Consider the following 25862-nt stretch of genomic DNA (forward strand, 5'->3'; position numbering starts at 1 on the left):
TGTTTCCTCACGCAAAGTTTTTACCCAATGGGATGTCATCAACATCGGCGAAGTTGTCTACCGAAGCCTGTTTTTCGTAGAAGTGCGGTGCATAGGCGATCAGCCCGCCAGTGCGATAAAAAGCATCCTCTTTGGGGATCGGTAACGAGACGGTGCTTTTGGTGATGGCCGACTTGTAGATGGCGGTAATCAGTTCCAGCGAGCGTTTGCCCTGCTCACCATCAATCAGCGGTGCACGCTGCTGTTCGATCGCTGAGAAGAAGTCATCGACCTGTCCGGCGTGCAGTGTCCAGGTGAGCGGTGCGGTGCTGGCATGCAGGCGATCCAGCTCCTGCTCCAGCGCCAGATTGTTCTCTTTTTCCGGGAAGCCATTCTCTGCCGCCTGCATGGCGACCGCTTTCCACGGCGCTGAGAGACGTGCTTTCTCACCCTGCAGCACGATTTTCTGATCTTCACCGTGATGCACCACAGAAGCGGTCAACTGCGCCAGCGTGCCGTTGGGATAGCGGAAAATCGCGGCGCTGAGATCTTCCACTTCGGCATTGTCGTGCGCCACGTTGCCGATCATCGCCACCACTTCACTGGGCGCACCGAGCATCCATTGCATGGCATCGATGTGGTGGACCGCATGGTTAATCGTGCAGCCGCCGCCCTCTTTCTCCCAGGTGCCGCGCCACCACAGGTCGTAGTACGAATGGCCACGCCACCAGAATGAATCGATTTGCGCGTGGCAAATTTTGCCCGCCAGGCCCGAATCCACTGCCGCTTTCAACTGCCAGAACGCATCGGTGAAGCGGTTCTGCGCCACCACTGACAGAATTTTGCCACTGGCTTTTTGCGCAGCAATCATCGCATCGCACTCTTCCAGCGAGGCCGCCATAGGCTTTTCGCACAGCACATGCTTGCCCGCCTGCAGGGCCGCAATGGTGTTTTCCGCATGCACATAAGGCGGCGTACAGACGTCGACCACGTCGATATCTGCGCCCTCGGCCAGCATCTCGCGGTGATCCTGGTAAACCCGCACATCGAGCAGGCCGTAGCGCTGCAATTTCTCCCGCGCTTTTTCGGGATACACGTCCGCTACCGCGACAATTCTGCCGCGCTCAGGAAACTGCAGAAACGCCTGGATATGTGAATTGGCAATATTGCCCATGCCCACTATCGCAATTTTTAACATCGTGATTCTCCGCTCATGACCGCTGTTGAGGTGTCTGCGAGGAACATAAAAAAGCGCTGCTGACCGGACAATCTGTTTTTGTGAGAATGCTCGCAGAGCGATGCATGAGTTTGTGAACCAAATGTAAAACCGTCTTAATATCAGTCCACTGCGTCTGCAAAAATTTGCAAAAATTGATTGGGATGGGGATCACACTATGGCTGGCAAGCTCAGAATGGACGAAATTTCAGCAATCACCGGCTACTCAGTGAGTACGGTTTCACGCGTGTTGAGCGGGAAATCCTACACCAGCGAAAAAGCGCGTGAGGCGATTGTCGACTGCGCGCGCAGGCTAGGTGTATTGCAGGAAATGGTGAGTGGTCGCCTGCTGATCAATGACATTGTGGTGTTTGCCCCAGGACGCACTTTCACCCCACGCGGCGATCACTTTTACCATGAAGTGACACGCGGGATTGCTGAGGCCTGCGCGTCGCATGATGTGCATATCAGCTATTGCCCACTGGAGGAACAGCGCGCCGATGTGAAGCTGTTTCTGGAAAAAGCCGCAGCAAAAAACATCAGCGCCATCATCATTATCGGCACCGACGATCAAGCGATCTTCAGTCTGGCGGCGTCACTCGGTAAACCCTGTGTGCTGATTAACTCTCGTGATAAAGATATGCGGCTGGATGCGGTGTCACCCGATCATCGGGCGATTGGTTTCAGCGCTATGCAGCATCTGTTTGAGCAAGGCCACCGCCGGGTGTTGACCGTGACCTGCCTGCGACGTGAGACGCTGTTTTTGCGTCTGGAAGGGATCAAAGACGCCTACCGCCATTTTCATATGCCGTTTAATGCCCAGCAGGATTTGATCGTCATCGAAGCCTACTCCTCGCAGGACACCGAGATCGCACTGAATCACTGGCTGGATACGCACCCACGCGATCAGTGGCCAGATGTGATTCTGCCCGGCGGCAAAGGCATTATTACCGGCGTGCAGAATGCACTGCTGTCACGCGGCTTGCGCATTCCCGAAGATATTTCGCTGATGACGACAGATTTAGCCAGCCGGCTGGAAGGATCGCCGGAGATGCCCATCACCGGCTTTGCGGTGCCCTGTCGCGAGCTGGGTTATGAAGCGATCCAACTGATCCAGAACCGCCTCAATCGTCCGCAGTCGTCGATTTACAATCTGTTGTTGCAGGGGAAACTGGTGGATCGCGGCACGGTGGCGAATGCCACCCGCCATGCGGCACGAGAAGAGATCCGCAACGCGTTTCCGTGAGATGCCCTAAAGCAGAAACGCACGTCATCAGCGCATCGTGCCTGTGCACCCAAGCCCAACATCAAAACCTCAGCGCTGATGCTAAACCTTTTGAATTACCAATCCGTTCAAGCCTCAAGCACATAGCCTTTTCTAACAAACCACACCTAAGCTCAGAAGCAGGCTGGTGCCGCTCAGGGGCAGGCAATCCGCAGCGCCGAACAGAGTGAGTCTGCCAGGAGAGACCGCATGGATGCGGCCGAAAGGCTGGGCTGGAACAGGGATGTTCCATCCCAGCCGGTCCGTAAGGCGGACGAATGACGTGAGGGTACCGCGTCAGCGGCGCGAAGACCGCCGGCCCCTGAGCGGCACCAGCCTGCGTTATCACTTGTGGTAAATCGCCCAGCCTTACAACTTAAAGCTCTGCACCACCAGCTCCAGCTGCACGCTCTGCTCTTCCATGGCGCGCGCGGCAGCCGACACCTGCTCGACCAGCGCGGCATTCTGCTGGGTGCTGCCATCCAGCTGCGTGATTGCCAGATTAACCTGCTCGATGCCCATGCTTTGCTCGCGACTGGCAGACATGATTTCACTCATCAGGGTGGTCACGCTGCTCACGCCCTGCATCAGCTCATCCATGGTTTGACCGGCTTGTTCCACCAGCTGGCTGCCGGTATCGATATTGGCCACCGACTCCTCAATCAGCTTCTTGATCTCACGCGCCGAGTTAGCGGAGCGCTGCGCCAGATTACGCACTTCTGACGCCACCACAGCAAATCCACGCCCCTGCTCACCCGCTCGGGCCGCTTCCACCGCCGCGTTAAGTGCGAGGATATTGGTCTGGAAGGCGATGCTGTCAATCACGCTGATGATATCCACCACCTTACGTGATGAGTGATTAATCGCTCCCATGGTGGTGACCACCTGACGCACCACGTCCGTTCCGCGCGCCGCCACCTGCGAGGCACCGTCCGCCAATTGATTGGCATGGGTAGCATTGTCGGCGTTCTGACGTACCGTGCCGGTCAGCTCTTCCATTGACGCGGCGGTTTCGACAATCGAACTGGCCTGCGATTCAGTACGCGCAGACAGATCGGCATTGCCGCTGGCAATTTCACGCGAGGCAGAGGTAATCGCCAGTGCGCTGTCGCCGACCTGACGCATCAGCCCCTGCAGATACTCAATAAACTGGTTAAAGCTCTGCGCCACCGCGTTAAATTCCGGGCTGTTGCTGGCAGGCAGACGCTGGGTTAAATCCGCGCCGCCAGTCGACAGCGCTTCGATATTGCGGTTCAGCAGGCTAAGACGTTTCATCATGGCGCGCACGAAGCCGAGCAGCACCAGCAGCAGGATCACCGCCAGCGGGATCTGCACCAGGCCCAGGCGAGTCAGCATGCTGTGGGTTTGCGCATCCAGCAAACTGGACGGCACATCGCTGGCGAGATACCACGGGCTACCGGCGATCGCCTGCAGGAACAGCGTGTGCTCGCCATCTTCGCCTTTAAAGGTGGTTTGCGTAGGCTGATGACCTGCCTGGCTCAGCAGACCTTTCAGCGCACCCGCCATCGGCAGCTGCGTATCCGCGAGATTTTCCAGCTTCGGTGCACCTTCCAGCAGTGCGGCGTTGCCCACCACTTTGCCATCCGCTTCAACGATCAACACACGTCCGTGAATGGCGTCGCCCATCTGTTTCGCCAGTTGGTTGAAGAAACCGAGCGTTACGTCGATGGTTGATACCCCCCACACCGTGCCATCACGATAAATCGCCATCGCACAGTTGGTACGCGGCTGCGGGCTGGCCGCATCCTGATAGGCTTTAGCCCAGGCACATTGCCCTTTGGCCGCGGCCATACCGTCTTTGTACCACGGCTGCTCCCAGTATTTGTCCGCTGCGTCGGAGTTCCAGTAAGTGTTGACCTGTAACTGGTTGCTGGCGTTACGGGCGAAGAACGAACTGTCTTTTTCCTTCGCCGGATCGCGGCGATTAGGCAGCGGCCAGATACCGCCGCCAAATACGTTGCTGTCCTGATACTGGTTCACCAGCGCAGGCAGCAAGTTGTCTATGGCCGCGCTATCCATCACGCCTGCGGCTTCGGTAATGGCACGTTGCTGCGCCTGCACGCGGTTCATCTGTTCGACAATACGTCCCGCCAGGCCATCCACCTCATAGCGCACTAATCGGCTTTCGTTTTGACTCAACTGCGGTGCCACAAACTGATTGATCACCACCACGGTAACCAGCATCAGTACCACGAAAAATGCGACCAACGTCGCGGTAAAACGAGATTGTGTAGTTTTTAACATCAGTGTGCCCTTACCCTGGTTGGCGAGTTGCCTGATCGAGGTTAACGGCGTGTTACAGAGGAACTTGAGGTGAGCAAGATCACAAAAATGCAAATAGTTGATTTAGGTGATCATTAGGAGGGTGACTAACGTCGCGCTTACTCATCAGAGTGCGGGCAACCGCCCGCAGAGAGGGCTATTGCGGCGGGTCCACCACTTCCTGACGTGGCCGAAATATATGGTCATTACCTTCTGCCTGCAAACGCTGCAGCAGCTGTTGTCCACCGCGGTCATCGGCCTGAGCAAACTGACGTTCCGCTTCGGTGATCGGTGTCGCCCACAGCAGATTCGGACGATCGTCATCGCGCTTGGGCAGTCGGAACTGGGCAACTTCCGGTGCTAAGCCATTGGCCAGCAGGAAACTCTCGAAGCCCACTGGTGCCACTTCCGATGCCAGCGTGTGCCCTTCGCCAATCCACGTCAGCCGCGCCCACGGCAAGTGCGCGAATTCTGCCAGCGCGCTGGCCATCTGCACCGCATTGGCTTCGGTCATCACTTCACCGTCTACTGCCATCGCCAGCTCAACACGGCGGTACTGCGGGGCCAGCTCATCAAACAGGTAATCCACCTGCGGCATGGGCCGAATCCCCATACCCAGCGTGAGAAAAACCCACACGCCATTGTGCCAGTGCTGAGAGATGGCCATTGGCGGCCAGCTCCCTTGATCGATAGCGTAATACTTTACCGACTCACCAAACTGCGCCTGGTAGCACTGCATCAGCTCATGCTGCACAACATCCCATAAATGGCCGTCATGCCAGTCACGCCAGAAGTGGCGCTGCTGCTCGGCGCGTGCATAGTAATCATTGGTGGAAGCGGATCCGAGCGGTGCGGTCAGGCGATTCTCTTTGATGCAGCCAGCAGAGAAACTCACCTGCTTATCCTGATACAGACTCCAGCCGGGGATCACCGCCAGCAGTTGGCCGTAATACCACAGGGCTGCACCGTCATCACTCGGTTCCCACAAAATCTGTAGACCGGCAGGGTCGAGCATCGGCTCGGCTTCTAAGGTGCGGCAATACTCTGCGCTGAGCAGAGGCGCAATGCCCTGCTCCATCGCTTCACGATCTTCACGCGCCGGTGCAGGCAACAGATTGCGCAGCCAGCAGCCGCGCACCGCATACTGACTGCGAAACAGATCGTTGGGCCAGATGTAAAAGTAGGCCGTGCGCGCATCCTGTTCGACGATGGCGGTCAGTGTGTTTTGCTGATTTGGCACCTCAGCAATCAGAGGTTGGTGTGTCATAACGCCTCGACAAAGCCTTGAGGGATCCATTTTCCCTGAGAATAGAGCAGGATCGGCACTCGCACCACGTGATACAAGGGTAAAACTCTCAAAGTGCAGTCAGGAAGCGTGAGAATGACTGATGAATGCCAGCACAACGCCCTGACAAACTTCAAATTAATTCGCGATTCATTTGCCGCCTCGCATGCTATTGTCTGCACATTCCTCCTTGCGGAGCTGCTCAGCATGGTGCTGCAAAACCTCGATTTGAACCTGCGCGATGTCGTGATTTTCGCGATTTTAGTGTGGCTGTTTCTTCGCTATACATGGGTGATGTCAGCGCTCACGTTTATGCTCGGTGGTGCGGTGCTATTGGTGTTGTTACCCATCGACATTTACTACAGCTTGCTGCCATTAGCGCTGCTGGGAGTGGGATTAGGGATGCTGCTTCATCATTATCAGCAGCGCCAGCTCACCCTTAAACGTGAAGCCCGCACACCGCGCACCTACACCAAAAAGCAGGACGAGCTGCATTTGTAACGTTAGCGTCCCATACGTTGCATGGCGCGGGAATAAGCCCCGCGCTGAATCGACCAGCGCAGCAAACCGGCAATCACCGCGATCTCTTTATCCACGCGCCACTGTGTCAACGGGCTAATCGGCTGCTGAATTTGCTGTTGCGCCCAGTCCGGTAACAACCCCATCCCGGCTTTTAGCATCACCCGCATCGCCGGTTTCGCCTGCCAGCTTGGGGCCGGTGCATTAATTAATAGCTGCATCACTTCCAGCGTACGTTCATCACAGATCAGTTCCGGGCGCATCGCCTGCAGATAATCTTCCACCGCCTGTACCGTTTTGGGCACCTTCTCCGCCCCTAAGGCTTCGGCGATGAGCGCCGCTTCATCGTAATAACGATCCTGCTCGGCCAGCGCGGCCGGATGCAGCATTTGCAACATCAAGGCGCTGATGCCACCACATAACATCGAAGGAAAGTCGCCGTGCACGCGCCAGATCACATGGTCAGGACCAAACAAACCCGGATCGCCCAGCGGCTGCGAAATATCGAATTCGTTGAGTGCGAGGCCGTTAAGACGAAAGACTTGCTGCTGGATACGATTGCGGAGGTTCATGACGTTTGTCGGTTATGCCCGTTGGCAGAATAAGCTCGGGCCTATCATATACTGCCAGGGGTAACGGTGCGATTCATCCTGCGACAAACCGCACCGTTCCACAAAGTGGCGACAACTAACGCTTACAGATAATCAAACTGCCCGTCTTGGGTGCGTACCGAATCGAGGCCAATCATCACGTTGAATTTGCCCGGCTCGGCGACATGCTGCATTTTTTGATTCCAGAATTTCAGTGCATCCACATCAATCTTAAAGCTTACGGTCTGTGACTCGCCCGCTTTCAGCATGATGCGTTTGAAGCCACGCAGCTCCTGCACTGGGCGGCTGATGCTGGCCACCGGATCGTTGAGATACATCTGTACCACCGTGGCACCATCACGTTTGCCGGTGTTGGTGACGGTAACGCTCGCGTCAACTGTGCCGGTGCGCGGCATGGTTTTCGCAGACATCTTCACTGGTGACACCGTAAAGGTGGTGTAGCTCAGGCCGTAACCAAACGGATAGAGTGGACCGTTCACCGCATCGTAGTAGTGCGAGGTGTACTTGTTCGGCTTGGCGAAGTTATACGGACGCCCGGTTGGCAAGTGATTGTAGTAAATCGGCAGCTGTCCTACGGAACGCGGGAAGGACATCGGCAGCTTGCCCGATGGGTTGTAGTCGCCAAACAACACGTCCGCAATCGCATTCCCCCCTTCGGTGCCGCTGAACCAGGTTTCGAGCATCGCATCAGCCATATGATCTTCGTTGACGACTGTCAGCGGACGACCGTTCATCAACACAATCACCAACGGCTTACCGGTCGCTTTCAGCGCCGCCAGCAGTTTTTGCTGGCTTGGCGGAATCACCAGGTCACTGCGACTGGAGGCCTCATGCGCCATCCCCTGCGCTTCACCCACAGCGGCGACTACGACATCCGCTTTCTTCGCCTGGGCAACGGCTTCATCAATCAATTCCTGCGGCGAGCGTTTATCCACGCTAACCGCCTGTTCGTAAAGGTTGAGGAAGTCCTGAATACCTTTGTTATCGGTGATGTTGGCCCCTTTGGCATACAGCACGGTGCCTTTGCCCGCCATCGCATTGCGTACACCCTGCAGCAGCGGAATCGACTGTTTCGCCACGCCCGCGGCTGACCAGCTGCCCATAATGTCACGCTGGCTGTCAGCCAATGGCCCCACCAGCGCCACGGTGGCGTCTTTTTTCAGCGGTAAGGTTTCATGCCAGTTTTTCAGCAGCACGATGCTCTTACGCGCCACGTCACGTGCTTCTGCACGATGCAGACGGCTCTCGGCATTGGTGTCCTGCGGATCGCTGCCTTTCGGCCCTAAATGGCTGTAGGGATCGTTAAACAAGCCCATATCATATTTGACGTTCAGCACGTGACGCGCGGCATCGTCGATCTCCGCCATGGTAACGGCGCCACTCTTTACCAGCCCAGGCAAGTATTTGCTGTAGTACTCATCGCTCATACTCATATCGATGCCGGACTTCAGCGCAATACGCACCGCATCCTGCGGATCGCTAGCCACGCCGTGCTTCAGCAACTCTTTGATCGCGCCATGATCGCTGATAGTGATGCCTTTAAATTTCCACTCACCGCGCAGCAGGTCTTTCAGCAACCAGCCATCCGCCGTCGCTGGCGTGCCGTTGAGGGAGTTGAGCGCTACCATCACGCCGCCACTCCCCGCATCCAGCGAAGCTTTGTACGGTGGCAGATAATCCTGGAACAGGCGCTGTGGGCTCATATCCACAGTGTTGTAATCACGTCCGCCTTCCACTGCGCCATAGGCAGCGAAGTGCTTCACGCTGGTCATGATCGAATAACGGTCGGCGGCGCTTTTGCCCTGCATGGATTTCACCATCGCGCTGCCCATTTGCGAGGACAGGAAAGTGTCTTCTCCGAAGCCTTCAGACACGCGTCCCCAGCGCGGTTCGCGCGTGACATCCACCATCGGCGCCCAGGTCATATTGAGACCATCGTCGGCGGCTTCATAAGCGGAGATGCGGCCGACTTCACCGATCGCATCCAGATCCCAGCTGGCCGCGAGGCCGAGTGGTATCGGGAAAATAGTACGCTGACCGTGCACTACGTCGTAAGCGAAGAACAATGGAATTTTCAGGCGGCTCAGTTGCATCACCTGATCCTGCATCGCGCGAATATCCGGACGCGTGACGGTATTGAAGATTGCGCCAACCTGACCGTGCTGGATCATGTCGCGCACTGCCTCCTTCGGCGTGTCTGGCCCCACGCTGATCAAGCGCATCTGCCCGATTTTTTCATCAAGGGTCATTTTGCCGAGCAGCTGGTTAACAAAGGCGTCACGCGCCTGTTCAGTCATCGGATGGGGGCCAAACAGGTCATCTGCGAAGGCAGGCTGCATGGCAAGGGAAACAGCGAGGCTAACAGAGCAAATCCATTTCATCAGGTCGGGTTCTCTTAAGTGACTGCGCAATATCGAAATAACCGGGCCAGTGTGCCACAAGTTCAGGATAGCAGGTAGCCACCGATGTCACACCGCGATCATGCCGTTGACGCGTGCTAAAGTAGATGCGCAACGTTAACGACAAGGACAGGTTCATGAATAACAACACCTCACACCCTACACTGCTGGCTGAACTGCGCCGCCTCGTCGGCCCTTCACACCTGTTAACTGAGGCGGAACAAACCGCACGCTATCGTAAGGGTTTCCGCTCCGGTGAAGGCGATGCGCTGGCGGTGGTGTTCCCCGGCTCCTTGCTGGAACTGTGGCGGATAATGCAGGCGCTGGTGCAGGCCGATGCGGTGATTTTGATGCAGGCCGCCAACACCGGCCTGACCGAAGGCTCCACGCCTAACGGCAATGATTATGATCGCCCGGTGGTGATCATCAGTACTTTGCGCCTCGATAAATTGCAGCTGATTGATGGCGGCAATCAGATTCTGGCCTTCCCTGGCAGCACCCTTTATCAGCTGGAAAAAGCCCTTAAGCCGCTGGGACGTGAACCACACTCGGTGATCGGCTCCTCTTGTATCGGCGCATCAGTGATGGGCGGGATTTGTAATAACTCCGGCGGTTCACTGATCAAACGCGGCCCGGCCTACAGCGAAATGGCGCTTTATGCGCAGATTGATGCCGACGGCAAACTGAAGCTGGTCAATCATCTCGGCATGGATCTCGGCCACTCGCCGGAAGAGATGCTCGGTCGACTGGATGACGATCGCTGGCAGCAAAGTGACGTGCGCTGGGATGAACGTCATGCTTCAGATCATGAATATGCAGAACGCGTGCGCGATATCCATGCGGATACACCCGCTCGCTTCAACGCCGATGAGCGCCGCCTGTTCGAGGCTTCGGGTTGCGCGGGCAAACTGGCGGTATTCGCCGTGCGTCTTGATACCTTCCCCAGCGAACCGAAGCAGCAGGTGTTTTATATCGGTACTAACGATCCAGCGGTATTGGGCGATCTGCGCCGCCATATCCTGGCCGAGTTTAAAAACTTACCGGTAGCGGGCGAATACATGCACCGCGACATTTTCGACATCGCCGAAGTGTACGGCAAAGACACTTTTGTGATGATTGATAAGCTCGGCACCGACAAAATGCCACTGTTCTTCACGCTGAAAGGTCGGGTGGATGCCTGGCTGGGTAAGCTGAGTTTTGTTAAACCGCACTTCACCGATCGCGTATTGCAGCGCATCAGCGGTTGGTTGCCTGCCCATCTGCCGAAACGTATGAAGCAGTATCGCGATAAGTTTGAGCATCACCTGATGCTGAAAATGTCCGGTGAAGGCGTAGCGGAAGCGCAGGAGTATTTGCACGAATACTTCCGCGAAGGCGGTGGCGAGTTCTTTGCCTGTGACGGCAAGGAAGGCGCACATGCTTTCCTGCATCGCTTCGCCGCTGCCGGTGCCGCAGTGCGCTACCACGCGGTGCATGCGGATGAAGTGGAAGATATTCTGGCGCTGGATATCGCGCTGCGTCGTAACGATCAGGATTGGTTTGAGCGCTTACCGGCGGAGTTTGATAACGATCTTAGTCATCGCCTTTATTACGGCCACTTCTTCTGTCATGTCTTCCACCAGGATTACATCGTGAAGAAAGGCGTGGATGCGCATGCGTTGAAGGAGAAGATGCTGGCGATCCTCAGCGAACGCGGTGCCGAGTATCCGGCTGAGCATAACGTCGGGCATCTGTATCAGGCAAAACCGCAGTTGCAGGCGTTTTATCGTCAGCTGGATCCGACCAATACCTTTAATCCGGGGATCGGCAAAACCAGCAAACAGAAAGGTTGGGCGGTTAAGGCTTGATAAATTAATGGGCGGCCCGAGAGCCGCCCAATGGATTATGGCAGTTGCTCGCCCTCTTCCTGCGTGGCCGCTGGCACGGCTCGACGTTCAATGATCATCGTCTGCGGTGTGGACAGCACAATGCCCTCTTTGCGCAGGCGCGTCAGAATATCGAACAGCAGGTCACTCTTAGCGCTGGAGATCTGACGCTGGCCCGCCACGTTGCCGGTGACGCTCAACACGATGCCCGCAGAGGTCAAATCCTTGAATGAGACGGATGGCTCAGGCGTTTCCAGAATGCGCTCGTTCTCCTGGTAAACCTCCAGCAGAATCTCACGCACACGCACCGGATCAATATCCAGCGGGAAGGTCAACATAATGGTCACAACACCCTGTGCATTGCCCATGGTGGCGTTACGCACGTTCTGTGAGATGAACTGTGAGTTCGGCACAATCACCGTGGATTTATCACTGAGCTGAATCTCGGTGGCACGCACATTGATACGGCGAATATCCCCTTCAATGCCGCTAATACTCACCAGATCGCCCACTTTTACCGGCCGCTCGGTTAACAGAATCAAACCGGAGATAAAGTTCTTCACGATCTCTTGTAAGCCGAAACCGATACCGACCGACAAGGCACTGACGATCCACGCCAGTTTGTTCCACTGCAGGCCCATGATCGACAGCGTCAGCAGAATGATCAGCACATAGCCGATATTGCTGAACAGCGTCACCAGCGACACGCGCATGCCCACGTCCATGGTGGTTTTGGGCAGGAAATCTTTATCCAGCCAGCGACGCACCGAACGTAGCACGTAGATGCCCACCACCAGACACAGAATGGCATTCACCATATGCGCCGGCACGATGTTCAACGACTCCAGCCCTTTGCCGCCCCAGAACTCAATCACTTTCTGAATCAGCTCGATCGGCGTTGAAGAGGCGAAGGTGCCGTTTAGCAGCGCCAGCACCACAATACCGATCAGTGCGGTTTTACCAACTGCGCCCAGCAGCGTAGCCGCCTGCTGCAGATAACGCTCATCAATGTTTAATGAGGTCTGCAGACGTTTGCCGGTGGCATTGTTGGTGGAGAATAGGCTTTCACAGCCGTCATTGATCAAATGGCTGAGGAAGTAGAACGAGCCAAACAGAATGCCGCACCAAATCACCTCATAACCGAGGAAGCGGGCCAGCGTGACATAACCGATGATCAGTGAAATCAATATCGCGAGCGCGGTGAGCGTCAGCGCCAGCTGAACCAGTCCAACAATGGTCGGGCGCGCTTCTGGCGCATTGCCCTCTTGCACCATACGGCGGCGTACGCGATTGGTACGCATGCTGATCGCCATACCGGTGGTGCCAATCAGCAGCGCCGTCAGACCGTTCGCGAAAATAGTGGTGTTCAGGCTGGTGCCAACGCTGTAGTTAAAGGCTTCCGCTGTCTGGAAAATAAACACCAATCCAGCCGTAATCGGCGGGAACGGCTTCAGCGCCTGTGCGACTTCATTGGAGATGCCGGGCAATCGCCAGCTCGGACGACGCGTGGACAGGAAGGCTCGCCCTAATCCGGCGATCAAACCGCAATAGACACTGAGTTGTACCAGACGCTCAACAAAATCCTGCACGTCAGTCGAGACTTCATCACGGCGGGTAAACGCCAGCGCGATAAAGTTGAAGGTCAGCACCACGGCCGCCAGGGTGGTCAAGGCAATTGCCGCGGCCAGGAAGCTGCGACGCAAGCGCCCCTCTGGCAGTTTATTGATGCTCACCCAGGCCAAAAACTCTTCGCAGTAGCGACGGCCCAGGGTCATCACCAGCATTGCCGCAATCAACCAACCCATGGTGCCGAAACGCCAACCGGGTTCCCAGGAGAGCGCAGCGGTGTTCTGCAGTTCAGCGATAAAGTCGCTGATCTTCTCACCGTCCAGATCCTGACGGCTGACCATTGGCGCCCAAAAACGCGGCCCCAAAATGCTGCCTGAGTTGAGCGCCAGCTGGCTTTTCAACTGATCACGGCGCAGGTTGACGATCTGTGAGGAGAGCACCAGCGCGCCATTTTTAATGCCGTCGGCCTGCTTGATTTGGTCATCCAGCTTGCTTTTCTGGCTCTCCAGCGAAGCGCGTTTACGCGTCACTTCCGGCGTCTCTTTCACACCGCTGTCCGGCTTCGGTGCCGGACCGAGCACCGCTAACTGTGCATCCAGCTGCTGCCCCTGCGGGATCAGCGACTGGCTGAGGGTTTCTGCATTACCCGAAAGCTCCAGCGCCATCTCATTGAGCTGGTTGAGCTGGCTCTCATTGGTATCGCCTGACACCTGGCCTTTAATCTTGTCGAGGATTTTCTGCATTTTCGGCAGCTCAACCACAGGATTGACCTTGGGTGCGGCGTCCTCTTGCTGAGCTGCGGCGGCAGTATTGTCATCCGCGTAGCTCAGTGCCGGGCTTAACAGCACCAGCAGCAGTATAAATGGGGTAAATAGCGAACGAAGCTTGTACATATGAGTAAGATTCCAGCGCAATGACAGCCGATAAATGCCAGTTAACTTTAGATGGCGGCCAGTGTAGAGCGTAGCCGAAGCGGAAACTATAGGAATGAAGCGCGAAAACATTGGTGCTGACGATTAGGGATTTTTTTGGTCATTCGGGAGGACTTATCCCGCCAATCGGAAGCACTCACAGACGCACAATCCATTGTGCATCAGTGAAGGGAAACAGACGTCGTGATTACTCGTTGCTGGCCGTTTGCGACGATTTCTGCTTCTTGTAGGCCAGCGCCGCTGCCGGAACCGGCGCCGCATTGCCGGTTTCCAGCCAGTCGCGCAGACGGTTGGCATCGGCAAAGTGGGTGTACTTGCCAAACGCATCCAGCACCACCAGCGCCACCGGACGGTTATTAATCACCGTGCGCATCACCAGGCAGTGGCCGGCTTCATCGGTATAACCGGTTTTAGTCAATGCGATACGCCAGTCGTTTTTGTACACCAGGTGATTGGTATTACGGAACGGCAGCGCATAGTTCGGATGCTTAAACACCGCCGTATCTTCTTTGGTGGTGCTCAGTTCACCAATCAACGGATATTGACGCGTGGCTTTTGCCAGCTTGATCAAGTCTTCCGCATTGGAGACGTTGTGAATCGACAAACCTGTCGGTTCAACATAGTGGGTATGCGTCATGCCCAGCGCACGCGCTTTGGCATTCATCGCGCGGATAAAGGCGTCATAGCCACCTGGATAGTGATGCGCCAGGCTGGCGGCAGCACGGTTTTCCGATGACATCAGCGCCAGCAGCAGCATATTGCGGCGGCTGATTTCACTGTTCAATTTGACGCGCGAGAACACACCGCGCATCTCTGGCGTGTGGCTGATATCCACCGACAGCATCTCGTCCATCGGCAGTTTCGCATCCAGCACCACCATTGCAGTCATCAGCTTGGTGAGTGACGCGATAGGCCGCACACGATCCGGATGGCTGGAGAACAGCACTTTATTGGTTTCAAGATCGACAATCATGGCACTGCCGGAGGCGATTTGCGGTTGGGCAATCGGCGCCAGATTAGACAGCGCAGCAGGCGCGGCCAGTGCCGGAGTGACAGCTGCCGGTGCGGCGACAAATAGCGCCAGCGACAGCAAGGAAATACGCATTTTTACAGACATCGTGTCAAAAAAATCCGGTAAGGAGTTTTGCGCCGTGTTTAAGACACAGGCCGCGCGCATCAAACCAGACGGGATGCGGGCTGGCAGCAGCATAATACGCGCTTATCTGCGAAATTTCTTAGGTAGATTGTTTCTGAGCGTTAAAAAAACGGGAGACCTAATGGCCTCCCGTTCACGGTGTCGTTGCAGGTTAGAACAATCGTGGTCCGTAACCCCACAACACCACGGTCAGTGCCAGCAGCACTTCAAACACCAGCACACCAATCGCCAGTGTCGATCCTGAGAAGCGCATGCTCTCTTCACGATCAATATTGAGGAACACCGGAATGCCGACGTACAGCAGATAGCCGGTATAGAGTAACGCCACCGCGCCGACCAACACGCACAGCCACACCAGCGGATAAAGTGCCACCAGCCCACTAATAAATAACGGGGTAGCGACATAGCCAGCAAACACGGTACAGCGCTGAACGCTGGGACGCTGCGGATAATCGCGCGCCATCCAATGAATGACGCGGCCCATCACCGCCACGCCGCCTAAGATAATCAGATAGAAAAGAATGCCGAGACCGATGCCGGTCAGCAGGTTGAGTTGTACGAACTGCCCTTCGCCCAGATTCCAGCCCAATTGTGTGGTACCGATAAAGGCACAGATCACCGGGATCGCTGCCATCATCAAAACATGGTGGGTGTAGTGGTGCGAAACGCTCTCGTTTTCTTGCTTGATATCGCGCATTTCCTGGTTAGGATGCGCCAGAAGACCCCAGACATGATTCATAAAATCACTCCTCTGATGCGACGGGCTGCCACTTCAGCGATCAGGCTGTCTCACTCAGGCAGCTTCCCTTCAAGTATAATCGGCGCGGCTGTTTTTGCGGACAGCGGCACAAAAAAAGCCGCTGGCGTATAAACTGTTACCTGAATCACTCGCGACAGGGAGGAAAATTTGCATCTCGATATCAATGGATTAATTACGCAGTACGGCTATCTGGCGTTGCTGATTGGCTGTATCGCGGAAGGGGAAACTTTTACCCTGCTGGGCGGCGTGGCGGCGCATGAAGGCCTGCTGCACTTCACCGGCGTGGTGCTGGCCGCGATGGTGGGAGGAATTATCGGCGATCAGCTGCTGTTTTGGCTGGGCCGTCGCTACGGTACGCGCATTCTGCGCCGTTTCCGTAAACATGAAGATACCATTCGTAAAGCCAATCGCCTGATTCAGAAGCGCCCGAGTCTGTTTGTGATTGGCGTGCGCTTTATGTACGGCTTCCGCATTATTGGCCCGATCATCATCGGTACCAGCCGGTTAAAACCGCTGCGCTTCTTTGTGCTCAACGTGATAGGCGCCGCGCTCTGGTCGCTGATCTTTGTCACCCTGGGTTACTTCGCCGGGGAGATCATTACTCCGTGGCTGCATAAACTCGACCAGCATCTTAAACATTTGCTGTGGCTGGTGGCGGCGATTGTGTTCGGCATCGCGCTGCGTTACGTGATTCGCCGCTGGAACCGCCGCCGGGCGGATTAGTGGTGATAACCTTTAAACTGCGGGTTGGCCAGCATAAAGCCACCGTCAACAATAAACGATTGTCCGGTGGTATAGGTCGCCCATTCCGAACACAACCACGCGACTAAACTTGCCACTTCACGCGTATCGCCGGGCCGTCCAATCGGAATTTCCGGCATACGTGTGCTGTGCGCCTGATCGTCAGTCAGATGGTTCATTGCAGTGGCAATCGCGCCCGGTGCAACCGCATTCACCAGAATGTGATGGGGCAACAAACTCAACGCCATCGATTTGGTCAGACCGCCGAGCGCATGTTTCGCCGCGGTGTAAGCGGTGGCATCCGGCAACGGAGTGTGTTCATGCACTGAAGTGATGTTAATGATGCGCCCGCCATCGCCCTGATCGACCATATGGCGGGCGGCGATCTGTCCGCAGATAAATGAACCATCCACATCGACGCTGAACGTTTTCCGCCAATCTTCAAAGGTGACGTCGAGAAAATCGGCTTTCATCATCACGCCCGCATTGTTGACCAATACGTCAATGCGACCCAGTGAATTGATGAGCTGCGCCAGTTGCTTGCCCCCTTCTTGCGGGTCGGAAAGATCCAGCTGCCGCACCTGTGCGGTTTGCCCTTTGCTTTCGACCAGTCGCGCTGTTTCCTGCGCCCCCGCTTCATCTGAGCGCCAGGTGATCCCTAACGTGTAGCCCGCTTCAGCCAGCATGACGGCACAGCTGCGGCCAATGCCGGAATCGGATGCGGTAACCACGGCCACTTTCTGTTTCCCCAGTGCCATAACATTCTCCTGCGTGATGGGTGTCCTCACAGTATAGAAGTTATCGTTCTGTGCCTCGGATCAGCCGAAAAAACCCTTTCGTCTATAGTTAACAATCAGATGCAGTCAAGGAGGCAGGATGAGCAAAATTAAACGCAGAATTGATGATCACGGCGTGATTGGGGATTTACGGACCTGTGCATTGATCGCCAATGAGGGCACCATTGATTATCTCTGCTGGCCCGAGTTAGACAGCCCATCCGTGTTTGCTGCGTTGCTGGATGGCGATGATGCCGGTCTGTTCTCACTGGCACCCGACTGGAAAAATGCGCGCCAGCAGCAGCTCTATCTGCCGGACACCAATATTTTACAGACGCGCTGGTTAGGCGATGCGGGCGTGGCGGAGATCACCGATTACATGCCGATCTGCGACCAGCCCAATAAAGTGCCGCGACTGGTACGTCGGGTCAAAATGGTGCGCGGCTCGGCCACCTTCAATTTGCTGTGCGCCCCGCGCCATGATTATGCCCGTGCTGAAACCCATACCGAACTGCGCCCCGGTGGCGTGGCCTTTCTTGCTGAAGGCCAGCCCGCGTTACGGCTGAGTGCTACGGTGGTGATGACCCGTGAAAACCACAGTGCAGTTGCCGAATTTACCCTCAAAGCCGGGGAATCTGCTGAGTTTGTATTTGGCAGCGATGACGATCCCTTCGTGGCGGAGATTGCCACTGAACAGTGCTTCAGTGACACACTGGCCTACTGGCGGCGCTGGAGCAGCCACAGTACGTATCGCGGACGCTGGCAGGAAATGGTGACGCGATCCGCACTGGCACTCAAACTACTTACCTCGAAACAGCACGGTTCGATTGCGGCTGCAGCGACCTTTGGTTTGCCGGAAGAGTTAGGCGGCGAGCGCAACTGGGATTATCGCGCCTCGTGGATTCGGGATGCCTCCTTCAGCATGTATGCGCTGATGCGGCTGGGCTATGTGGAAGAAGCGCGAGACTTTACCCATTGGGTGGGGCGTTGCGTCGAGCACAGCCATGACGACACGCCGCACCTGCAGGTGATGTATCGCCTGGACAGCGGCACCGAACTGCATGAAACCGAGTTGCTCAATCTTTCCGGCTATGCCAACTCGCGCCCGGTACGCATCGGCAATGATGCGTGGCGGCAGACCCAGCTGGATATTTACGGCGAACTGATGGATGCCATTTACCTTGCCAATAAATACGGTGAAGCCATTTCACAACGTGGCTGGCGGCATGTGTCCGACATGATTGATTATGTCTGCGGCAACTGGAACCAGCCCGATGCCGGTATCTGGGAGATGCGCGGTGAGCCGGAGCACTTTCTGCATTCGCGCCTGATGTGCTGGGTGGCGTTGGATCGCGCCCTGCGTCTCGGTCTGAAGCGTTCGTTGCCAATGCCGTATGAGCGCTGGGATCGTGTGCGCAGTGAAATTCGCGACGACATCTGGCAAAACTTCTGGAACCCGGAACTGGGCCATTTCACCGCCACACGCGGCGGCAAGTTCCTGGACGCATCCATGCTGTTGATGCCGCTGGTGCGCTTTGTCAGCTCCACCGATCCTGACTGGATCGCCACCCTTGACGCGATTAAAACCCACCTGGTGAGCGACGGTTTAGTGCGCCGCTATAACATTAGCGAAACGCCTGCCGATGCCTTAACCGGGGGTGAAGGTTCCTTTGCCGCCTGTTCCTTCTGGTATGTGGAGTGTCTGGCGCGGGCCGGGCGCGTGCATGAGGCGCATTTTGAGTTTGAAAAGCTGCTGAGCTATGCCAATCCCCAGGGATTGTACGCCGAGGAATTTACTACGCATGGCGAAGCGCTGGGGAATATGCCGCAGGCGCTGTCGCATTTGGCGTTAATCAGTGCCGCTTTTTTCCTCAATCGTAAATTGAGTAATGAAGTGACGCTGTGGCAGCCTTAAGAGAATTCACATTTTGGGCGGTACGGCAACGAGATGGGTCGGGAAATGCCCACTAATTAAGTAAAGTATCATCAGCCATTGAAAATCCTGATTCCCATCACTGCGCCTATGCACATATAATGCGCACCGGGTCATTGAGACCAAGATGGATTCGACACACTGACAAGCCTGAAACACGGCTATAACGACTTGAAAAACATGAAAAAGAGCATTCGCGCGTTCGCTTCACTTGCTTTAGTACTGGCGGCGTTCAGCCAGTCGGCATTCGCAGTAGTGTATCCGCTGCCAGCGGCTAACAGCCGTTTGATCGGCGAAAACCTTGAAATCACCGTGCCTGATGACAGCCGACTTCCGCTGGAAGCCTTCGCTGCTCAGTACCAGATGGGCCTCAGCAACATGCTGGAAGCCAATCCGGGCGTTGATGTTTATCTGCCAAAAGCGGGCACCAAAATGGTGATCCCTCAGCAGTTGATCCTGCCTGACGCCCCGCGTGAAGGCATCGTGATCAACAGCGCGGAAATGCGTCTTTACTACTACCCGAAAGGCACCAAGACCGTGGTTGTGCTGCCAATCGGTATCGGCGAACTGGGCAAAGACACGCCAGTGAACTGGACTACGACGGTTCAGCGTAAAAAAGCCGGTCCAACCTGGACGCCGACCAAAGCGATGCACGCAGAATACGCATCACGTGGCGAAAGCATTCCAGCGGTATTCCCGGCAGGTCCGGATAACCCGATGGGCCTGTATGCGCTGTATATCGGCCGCCTGTATGCAGTTCACGGTACTAACGCCAACTTCGGTATCGGTTTACGCGTGAGCCACGGCTGTGTGCGTCTGCGTGCTGACGACATCAAATGGCTGTTCGACAACGTGCCGGTTGGTACTCGCGTACAGTTTATCGATCAGCCGGTGAAAGCCACCGTTGAGCCAGATGGTTCTCGCTATGTAGAAGTGCACAACCCACTCTCTACTACCGAAGAGCAGTTCAACTCACGTGAAGTGGTGCCGATTACACTGACCGCTGCTGTGACCAAAGTGATTGCCGATGGCAGCACTAACCAGGATGCAGTGAACAACGCTATCCAGGCGCGTAACGGTATGCCAGTTAAGATCAATGGCCCGCAGGGTGAAGTGATGCCTGCGCCGGTGCCGGTACAGGAATCTTCTGACGCCACGCCGAAAGAAGAGCCGATGACTCCGCAAGGTGCCAGCGGCGTTGCACCGCAGAGTGATGTGGCTCCGGCTGCTCAGCCTGCTCCAGCGACCGGCAACAGCCTGTAATCGCTGACTCGCCATGCAGTAAAAAACCAGTCCATTGCGGCTGGTTTTTTTATGGGCGCAAAAACGTATTACCCGACTCGACTGGCCACAAGATTGTGACTTATGTGGTCGTTCTGATCTGTTACCTGTGTGCCCGGTAGTCCCTTGATGCGCGCCTGGATGCCTGGGCATCATTCCCGCCGCCGTCTCAGCGCCAGCCAGCCCGCCACCAGGGTAAACACCAGCACCACAATCACCAACAGTATGAAACCGTGCGGATTATTTGCCAGCGGAATCCCGCCCACGTTCATACCGAAAAAGCCGGCAATGATGTTAATCGGCAGCGCCAGCACGGTGATCACCGTCAGTAAAAACAGCGTGCGGTTACTCTGCTCCATCAAACTCGCGGCAATCTCTTCCTGCAACAAGCGAATGCGTTCCATCAGTCCCGCCAGGTCATTCAATGCCACGCTGAACTCTTCCGTAAAGATGCGCAATTCACTGAGCGGTTCGCGCTTAAGCCACTTTGGTGGCCGATTTAACAAACGAAATAGCGCGGCGGGTTCCGGTGCCAGCAAACGCTGCACACGCAGTAGCATACGGCGTAAATGGCCCAACTCACTGCGGTTGGTTTTAATCGCTGCACTGAGCAAACGCTCTTCAATGGCATCCACCGCCTGACTGGAGCGACGCACCACTTGCTCTAATTGCGCTTCCTGCTCACCCAGCAACCACAACAGCATCGCATCCGGCTCGGCGAACGGGAGACGATCAATTTGCTGATGCATGCGTTCAATCATTCCCACCGGGCGATAACGCGCGGTGACAATGGTGTGCGCACAGCACCAAATCCACAACGTCGCGTTCTGTGTGCTGCGCTCTTCTTTGCTGAACGTCACATCATTGAGCACCGCCAGCAGCGCATCGTTTTGATGGGCCAAACGTGTGCGCGGTGAAGCAGAATGGATCTCGTCGAAAAAATCATCATCTACACTAAAGTGGTCCTGAACCCAGCGTTCGGCACGCGCATGATTCAGGTTGATGTGTAGCCAAAGAAAATAGGATTCCGGCAAATCTTGCTGTGCAAGCTGTGCAGCTTCACGGGCATTGAGCCGCTGTGGCGCCGCTTCCGGCGTGAACAGATAGCCATGAATAAGACCGGCCACTTCATTATTGAAGTCCGGTAACGAGGCAAACGGCAAGACAGGCTGGAGCATGGCAGCGTGATGATCCCGAAGCGGTCAGATCCACATACTGCGACAGCCGTGTTACAGCAAGATGACAGAGCGTGATCGCGATCATCATTCTGTCATACAAACCACGTATCACACTGCGGGTAACGGGTGCCATTCGAGCACCGTCAATCCACACCGGGGTGTGTTATGGCTGAAAACAGTTTACCTGCATCTACATCAACATCATCGTCCCACAACGGACGCCCGAATCTTAACCAGGGCAACGGAAAAATCTCACGCATCATCTTTCTGATCCTGCTGTGCGGCGGCCTGCTGTTCACCGCCATCAATCTGTTCAACGACGTGGAAGAGACCGGCGCGCCGGTCACCAGCTATACGCCGTTCCTGCTGCTGGGCGTGGCTTTAGTGATTGCGCTCGGCTTTGAGTTTGTTAACGGCTTCCACGATACCGCTAATGCTGTCGCCACTGTGATTTATACCCATTCGCTGTCTCCGGGTGTGGCCGTGGTGTGGTCGGGCTTCTGCAACTTCCTCGGCGTATTGCTCTCCAGCGGCGTGGTGGCGTTTGGCATTATCTCGCTGCTGCCGGTGGAGCTGATTCTGCAGGCAGGCAGCGGCAACGGCTTTGCCATGGTGTATGCGCTGTTGTTCTCGGCCATCATCTGGAACCTCGGCACCTGGTATTTCGGCCTGCCAGCCTCCTCTTCGCATACGCTGATCGGTTCGATCATCGGCGTGGGCGTGGCGAATGCCCTGCTGCATGGTCGCAGCGGCACCAGCGGTGTGGATTGGGATCAGGCGATCAAAGTGGGTTACGCCCTGCTGCTGTCACCGATTGTCGGCTTTATCTGTGCTGCGCTGCTGTTGCTGGCGATGAAAGCCTTTATCCGCAACCGTCAGCTGTATGAAGCACCAAAAGGCAATCAGCCCCCACCGGCGTGGATTCGCGGCCTGCTGATTCTGACCTGTACCGGCGTCTCTTTCGCTCACGGCTCAAACGACGGTCAGAAAGGCATGGGCCTCATCATGCTGATTCTGGTCGGCACCATGCCGATTGCCTACGCCCTGAACCGTTCGCTGCCGCCGGATCAAATCCCGCGCGTGGCCGCGTTAACTCAGGTCACCGAACAGCAGTTGCTGACGCTGCAACCGGCACCAGCTGCAATGCCCGCACCGCGTGAAGTACTGACCGAATTTGTGCGTACCAGCCAGAACCGTCCACAGGTATTGCCTGCCCTTGGCATGATGCTGGGCGATATCGGCGACCAGATCCGTCGTTATGGTGCGGTGGAAAATATCCCGGCACAGGCGGTGACCAACACCCGTAACGATATGTACCTCGCCTCCGAGACCATCAAACATCTGCAATCGGCCAAAGTCGCGCTGCCGGAAGAGATTGCCAGCAATCTTACTGCGGTGAAGAAGGAGCTGGATGCCGCCACGCGCTTTATCCCGATGTGGGTGAAAGTGGTGGTGGCAATTGCCCTTGGCCTCGGCACCATGGTGGGCTGGCGCCGCATTGTGGTCACCGTCGGTGAGCGCATCGGTAAAACTCATCTGACCTACGCACAAGGTGCCAGTGCGGAGCTGGTGGCGATGGCGACCATCGGCGCAGCGGATGTTTTCGGCTTGCCGGTCTCCACTACGCACGTGCTGTCATCAGGCGTAGCGGGTTCAATGGCCGCCAACAAATCTGGTCTGCAGCTCTCAACGATTCGTAACCTCGCGCTGGCGTGGGTACTGACGCTGCCGGTCTCAGTCTTACTTTCAGGGCTGCTTTACGCTCTGTTTATTCATCTGTAACGGGGAAAAGTCATGGCGACACACGACAATAGCTTCCACAGCGAGACCTTTAATGCGCGTCTGCTGCAGGAGTTTTACGACAGCTACGACGAAGAGCTGGAAATGGAGCTGGACGATCTACGCTTCAATGATAATGGTGAGCCACAGCAGGAAGGCGATAAGGCCTTTCGCCGCCGCTACTTCCGTGAGCTGCTGCATCTGCAGGGCGAGCTGGTGAAGTTGCAGGATTGGGTGATGCGTACCGGACATCGCGTGGTGATTTTGTTTGAAGGCCGTGATGCCGCCGGGAAAGGCGGGGTGATCAAGCGTATCACCCAGCGTTTAAACCCGCGCACCTGTCGCGTCGCCGCCCTGCCCGCACCGAACGATCGTGAGAAAACACAGTGGTATTTCCAGCGCTACATCGCTCACTTGCCTGCAGCCGGTGAAATTGTGATGTTTGACCGCAGCTGGTACAACCGCGCAGGCGTTGAGCGCGTGATGGGCTTCTGTAACGAAGCCGAAGTGGAAGAGTTTTACCGCAGCGTGCCGGAATTCGAAAAAATGCTGACCCGCAGCGGCATTCAGATCATCAAATACTGGTTCTCGATTACCGATGAAGAGCAGGAGCTGCGCTTCCTGAGCCGCATCCACGATCCGCTGAAACAGTGGAAATTGAGCCCGATGGACCTCGAAAGTCGTCGTCGCTGGGAAGATTACACCGAAGCGAAAGAAGAGATGCTGGAGCGCACCCATATTCCTGAAGCGCCATGGTGGGTAGTGCAAGGTGTGGATAAGAAACGTGCGCGCCTGAACTGCATCAGCCATCTGCTGCAACAGGTGCCCTACGAAGAGAGCGAGAGCAAAACCATTATGTTACCGACGCGCGAACGTCATGAAGATTATCGCCGCGCGCCAGTGCCAGAAAACATGGTGGTACCAGAGAAATATTAATGAACAGTTTGCACGGCTGCCTGGCGGCCGTGCTGCTGTTGCAGACGCAATGTAATGGCAAATGCGCCTAGCACCATCAGGGCCGCCGCCAGATACACCGACTGCATCCCCCAATGACCAATCAGTAACCCCGCCACCGGCCCCGTCAATCCCAGCCCTAAATCGAGAAACGCCGAATACGTCCCTAACGCCGATCCCTGATCCTGTTGCTGCACGCGTTTAACGGCTTCCACACCCAGCGCCGGGAACACCAGCGAGAAACCACCGCCGGTCAGGAACGCGCCGATATCCACCAGCCAGTTGCTGTCGGCCTGCCAGATTAACAGCAGACCGGCACACTCCAGCACAAACGACACCAGCGACACTTTCAACCCGCCAAAACGGGTGATGTAGCGGCCACCGGCCAGTCGCACCAGTACAAAGCCCAGGCTGAACAAGGTCAGGGCAAAGGCGGCACCGCTCCAGTCGCGGCTGGCAAAATAGAGCGTGATAAACGTCGAGATGACGCCAAAGCCGATGGTGCCGAAGCCCAGTGCCAGCCCGAACAGCCAGACGCGGCTGACCACGCGATGAAAAGGAATACGCACGCCCGCAGTGACGCTGACCGCCGCCTTACGACTCGCCATGCAGAAACCGATCACGCCCATCAACGCCACGAGTCCGGCAAACCCGCTGATGCCGAACATTTGATTGAGCAGCACTCCGAGCGGTGCGCCTATCGCCATCGCAAAGTAGGTGGCAACGCCATTCCAGGAGATCACACGCGCCGTCTGCAGCGGTCCGACAAGGTTCATCCCCCACAGTGTCGAACCCGTGCTGCTAAAGCTTTCTCCCACGCCCAAAAACAGCCTACCCAGCGCTAAAAGCGCCAGACTCAGCATGGGTGTTGCGGTAAACAACGCGGCGAGAAGAGAGAGCACGCCGCTCATGCCGCAGCACACCAATCCCATCATCACCACGCGTTTCGGGCCATAGCGATCGGCCAGGCGGCCCGAATGCGGACGACTGAGCAGCGTGGCGAAGTACTGCAGGCTGATGATCAGCCCGGCGATGAACGAGCTGAAACCCAGCTGGTTATGCACAAATCCCGGCAGCACCGCGAGCGGCAGCCCTACTGAGAGATAGCAGAAGAAGGTGAAGACAATAACGGAAATGATGCGTTTATTTAACTGAGCATGACTCAGTACAGCGGCGTCAGACATAAGTGATGGCATTACAAATGAATGTGAAACGCTACTATAGCGCAAACAGTGTTGAGCTTGAACCTGACTTTACGTGGAACGGTGTCATAGCTTAATTCTGAATAATGCTGGTCATGTCAACAATCAAACGTCGCCTCGGTTATTTCGTTTTACATTAATAACAGCTCTTAATTAATCTTCATTTATATATTGGCCTGA

Annotated in this window: 19 protein-coding genes; 8 read left to right on the plus strand and 11 right to left on the minus strand. The window is 56.1% G+C overall.

The features are described 5' to 3' along the window. Positions 1-7: 7 nt before the first annotated feature. A complete protein-coding gene (locus CRO33_RS05065) occupies positions 8-1177 on the minus strand; it encodes a Gfo/Idh/MocA family protein (protein WP_097117343.1) in 1170 nt (389 codons plus the stop codon). A 196-nt stretch (positions 1178-1373) separates the two neighbouring features. On the opposite strand from CRO33_RS05065, the gene CRO33_RS05070 reads away from it, so the two are divergent. Next, a complete protein-coding gene (locus CRO33_RS05070) occupies positions 1374-2441 on the plus strand; it encodes a LacI family DNA-binding transcriptional regulator (protein ID WP_097117345.1) in 1068 nt (355 codons plus the stop codon). A 387-nt stretch (positions 2442-2828) separates the two neighbouring features. Here the strand turns inward: CRO33_RS05070 and CRO33_RS05080 are convergent, their stop codons facing one another. Both CRO33_RS05080 and CRO33_RS05085 read right to left on the minus strand, forming a co-directional pair. After that, positions 2829-4724, minus strand: a complete 1896-nt coding sequence (locus CRO33_RS05080) for a methyl-accepting chemotaxis protein (RefSeq protein ID WP_097117347.1) — start codon at positions 4722-4724, stop codon at positions 2829-2831. A 175-nt stretch (positions 4725-4899) separates the two neighbouring features. After that, on the minus strand, positions 4900-6009 hold the full coding sequence (locus CRO33_RS05085) for a suppressor of fused domain protein (RefSeq protein WP_097117349.1): 1110 nt from the start codon (positions 6007-6009) through the stop codon (positions 4900-4902). Between the two features lie 114 nt (positions 6010-6123). On the opposite strand from CRO33_RS05085, the gene CRO33_RS05090 reads away from it, so the two are divergent. After that, positions 6124-6528, plus strand: coding sequence for a hypothetical protein (locus tag CRO33_RS05090; RefSeq protein ID WP_249221618.1), 405 nt, complete (start codon positions 6124-6126; stop codon positions 6526-6528). A gap of 2 nt (positions 6529-6530) precedes the next feature. Here the strand turns inward: CRO33_RS05090 and CRO33_RS05095 are convergent, their stop codons facing one another. Further along, entirely contained in the window at positions 6531-7118 is a 588-nt protein-coding gene (locus CRO33_RS05095) for an oxygenase MpaB family protein (RefSeq protein WP_097117352.1), read from the minus strand. 122 nt (positions 7119-7240) lie between these two features. Next, positions 7241-9538 carry a beta-glucosidase BglX gene (bglX, locus tag CRO33_RS05100; protein WP_097117354.1) on the minus strand — a complete coding sequence of 766 codons (2298 nt, stop codon included), beginning with the start codon at positions 9536-9538 and terminating at the stop codon, positions 7241-7243. Between the two features lie 155 nt (positions 9539-9693). On the opposite strand from bglX, the gene dld reads away from it, so the two are divergent. Further along, a complete protein-coding gene (gene dld / locus CRO33_RS05105; protein WP_097117356.1) occupies positions 9694-11403 on the plus strand; it encodes a D-lactate dehydrogenase in 1710 nt (569 codons plus the stop codon). 35 nt (positions 11404-11438) lie between these two features. On the opposite strand, the gene CRO33_RS05110 is transcribed toward dld, so the two are convergent. The 3 genes from CRO33_RS05110 to CRO33_RS05120 all read right to left on the minus strand — a co-directional run bounded on the left by CRO33_RS05110 (position 11439) and on the right by CRO33_RS05120 (position 15817). Further along, positions 11439-13883: a DUF3772 domain-containing protein gene (locus tag CRO33_RS05110; RefSeq protein ID WP_097117358.1), complete on the minus strand. Its 2445-nt coding sequence runs from the start codon at positions 13881-13883 to the stop codon at positions 11439-11441. Positions 13884-14109: 226 nt separating this feature from the next. After that, positions 14110-15039, minus strand: a complete 930-nt coding sequence (gene pbpG / locus CRO33_RS05115) for a D-alanyl-D-alanine endopeptidase (RefSeq protein WP_097117586.1) — start codon at positions 15037-15039, stop codon at positions 14110-14112. A 190-nt stretch (positions 15040-15229) separates the two neighbouring features. Next, the gene (locus tag CRO33_RS05120) at positions 15230-15817 is read right to left on the minus strand and encodes a Yip1 family protein (RefSeq protein WP_038648059.1); all 588 of its coding nucleotides are present in this window, start codon (positions 15815-15817) and stop codon (positions 15230-15232) included. A 168-nt stretch (positions 15818-15985) separates the two neighbouring features. Here CRO33_RS05120 and CRO33_RS05125 point away from each other — a divergent pair, with 168 nt between their 5' ends. Continuing rightward, entirely contained in the window at positions 15986-16561 is a 576-nt protein-coding gene (locus CRO33_RS05125) for a DedA family protein (protein ID WP_034821056.1), read from the plus strand. Here CRO33_RS05125 and CRO33_RS05130 read toward each other — a convergent pair. Beyond that, on the minus strand, positions 16558-17337 hold the full coding sequence (locus CRO33_RS05130) for an SDR family oxidoreductase (protein WP_097117360.1): 780 nt from the start codon (positions 17335-17337) through the stop codon (positions 16558-16560). The genes CRO33_RS05125 and CRO33_RS05130 overlap by 4 nt on opposite strands. Before the next feature lie 118 nt (positions 17338-17455). Between CRO33_RS05130 and CRO33_RS05135 the strand changes: the two genes are divergently transcribed. Next, positions 17456-19270, plus strand: a complete 1815-nt coding sequence (locus tag CRO33_RS05135) for a glycoside hydrolase family 15 protein (protein ID WP_097117362.1) — start codon at positions 17456-17458, stop codon at positions 19268-19270. A gap of 198 nt (positions 19271-19468) precedes the next feature. After that, positions 19469-20551, plus strand: a complete 1083-nt coding sequence (locus tag CRO33_RS05140) for a L,D-transpeptidase family protein (RefSeq protein ID WP_058961597.1) — start codon at positions 19469-19471, stop codon at positions 20549-20551. A gap of 170 nt (positions 20552-20721) precedes the next feature. On the opposite strand, the gene CRO33_RS05145 is transcribed toward CRO33_RS05140, so the two are convergent. Then, a complete protein-coding gene (locus CRO33_RS05145) occupies positions 20722-21747 on the minus strand; it encodes a transporter (protein ID WP_097117364.1) in 1026 nt (341 codons plus the stop codon). A gap of 165 nt (positions 21748-21912) precedes the next feature. Here CRO33_RS05145 and CRO33_RS05150 point away from each other — a divergent pair, with 165 nt between their 5' ends. Both CRO33_RS05150 and ppk2 read left to right on the plus strand, forming a co-directional pair. Continuing rightward, positions 21913-23529: an inorganic phosphate transporter gene (locus CRO33_RS05150; protein ID WP_097117367.1), complete on the plus strand. Its 1617-nt coding sequence runs from the start codon at positions 21913-21915 to the stop codon at positions 23527-23529. A 12-nt stretch (positions 23530-23541) separates the two neighbouring features. After that, a complete protein-coding gene (gene ppk2 / locus CRO33_RS05155) occupies positions 23542-24462 on the plus strand; it encodes a polyphosphate kinase 2 (RefSeq protein ID WP_045833553.1) in 921 nt (306 codons plus the stop codon). Here ppk2 and CRO33_RS05160 read toward each other — a convergent pair. Next, positions 24459-25664: an MFS transporter gene (locus CRO33_RS05160; protein WP_097117370.1), complete on the minus strand. Its 1206-nt coding sequence runs from the start codon at positions 25662-25664 to the stop codon at positions 24459-24461. The genes ppk2 and CRO33_RS05160 overlap by 4 nt on opposite strands. Positions 25665-25862: the final 198 nt, after the last annotated feature.

Origin of the sequence: Pantoea sp. GL120224-02 (genome assembly GCF_900215395.1) — a bacterium.
Taxonomy (GTDB): Bacteria; Pseudomonadota; Gammaproteobacteria; order Enterobacterales; family Enterobacteriaceae; genus Pantoea; species Pantoea communis.

Excerpts from the sequence above, each read along its gene's own strand:
- CRO33_RS05120 (WP_038648059.1), bottom strand. The coding sequence starts at position 15,817 with ATGAATCATGTCTGGGGTCTTCTGGCGCATCCTAACCAGGAAATGCGC.
- CRO33_RS05130 (WP_097117360.1), bottom strand. The coding sequence starts at position 17,337 with ATGGCACTGGGGAAACAGAAAGTGGCCGTGGTTACCGCATCCGATTCC.
- dld (WP_097117356.1), top strand. The coding sequence starts at position 9,694 with ATGAATAACAACACCTCACACCCTACACTGCTGGCTGAACTGCGCCGC.
- pbpG (WP_097117586.1), bottom strand. The coding sequence starts at position 15,039 with ATGTCTGTAAAAATGCGTATTTCCTTGCTGTCGCTGGCGCTATTTGTC.
- CRO33_RS05080 (WP_097117347.1), bottom strand. The coding sequence starts at position 4,724 with ATGTTAAAAACTACACAATCTCGTTTTACCGCGACGTTGGTCGCATTT.
- CRO33_RS05140 (WP_058961597.1), top strand. The coding sequence starts at position 19,469 with ATGAAAAAGAGCATTCGCGCGTTCGCTTCACTTGCTTTAGTACTGGCG.
- bglX (WP_097117354.1), bottom strand. The coding sequence starts at position 9,538 with ATGAAATGGATTTGCTCTGTTAGCCTCGCTGTTTCCCTTGCCATGCAG.
- CRO33_RS05150 (WP_097117367.1), top strand. The coding sequence starts at position 21,913 with ATGGCTGAAAACAGTTTACCTGCATCTACATCAACATCATCGTCCCAC.
- CRO33_RS05135 (WP_097117362.1), top strand. The coding sequence starts at position 17,456 with ATGAGCAAAATTAAACGCAGAATTGATGATCACGGCGTGATTGGGGAT.
- CRO33_RS05065 (WP_097117343.1), bottom strand. The coding sequence starts at position 1,177 with ATGTTAAAAATTGCGATAGTGGGCATGGGCAATATTGCCAATTCACAT.
- CRO33_RS05110 (WP_097117358.1), bottom strand. The coding sequence starts at position 13,883 with ATGTACAAGCTTCGTTCGCTATTTACCCCATTTATACTGCTGCTGGTG.
- ppk2 (WP_045833553.1), top strand. The coding sequence starts at position 23,542 with ATGGCGACACACGACAATAGCTTCCACAGCGAGACCTTTAATGCGCGT.
- CRO33_RS05090 (WP_249221618.1), top strand. The coding sequence starts at position 6,124 with ATGACTGATGAATGCCAGCACAACGCCCTGACAAACTTCAAATTAATT.
- CRO33_RS05070 (WP_097117345.1), top strand. The coding sequence starts at position 1,374 with ATGGCTGGCAAGCTCAGAATGGACGAAATTTCAGCAATCACCGGCTAC.
- CRO33_RS05085 (WP_097117349.1), bottom strand. The coding sequence starts at position 6,009 with ATGACACACCAACCTCTGATTGCTGAGGTGCCAAATCAGCAAAACACA.
- CRO33_RS05145 (WP_097117364.1), bottom strand. The coding sequence starts at position 21,747 with ATGCTCCAGCCTGTCTTGCCGTTTGCCTCGTTACCGGACTTCAATAAT.
- CRO33_RS05095 (WP_097117352.1), bottom strand. The coding sequence starts at position 7,118 with ATGAACCTCCGCAATCGTATCCAGCAGCAAGTCTTTCGTCTTAACGGC.
- CRO33_RS05160 (WP_097117370.1), bottom strand. The coding sequence starts at position 25,664 with ATGTCTGACGCCGCTGTACTGAGTCATGCTCAGTTAAATAAACGCATC.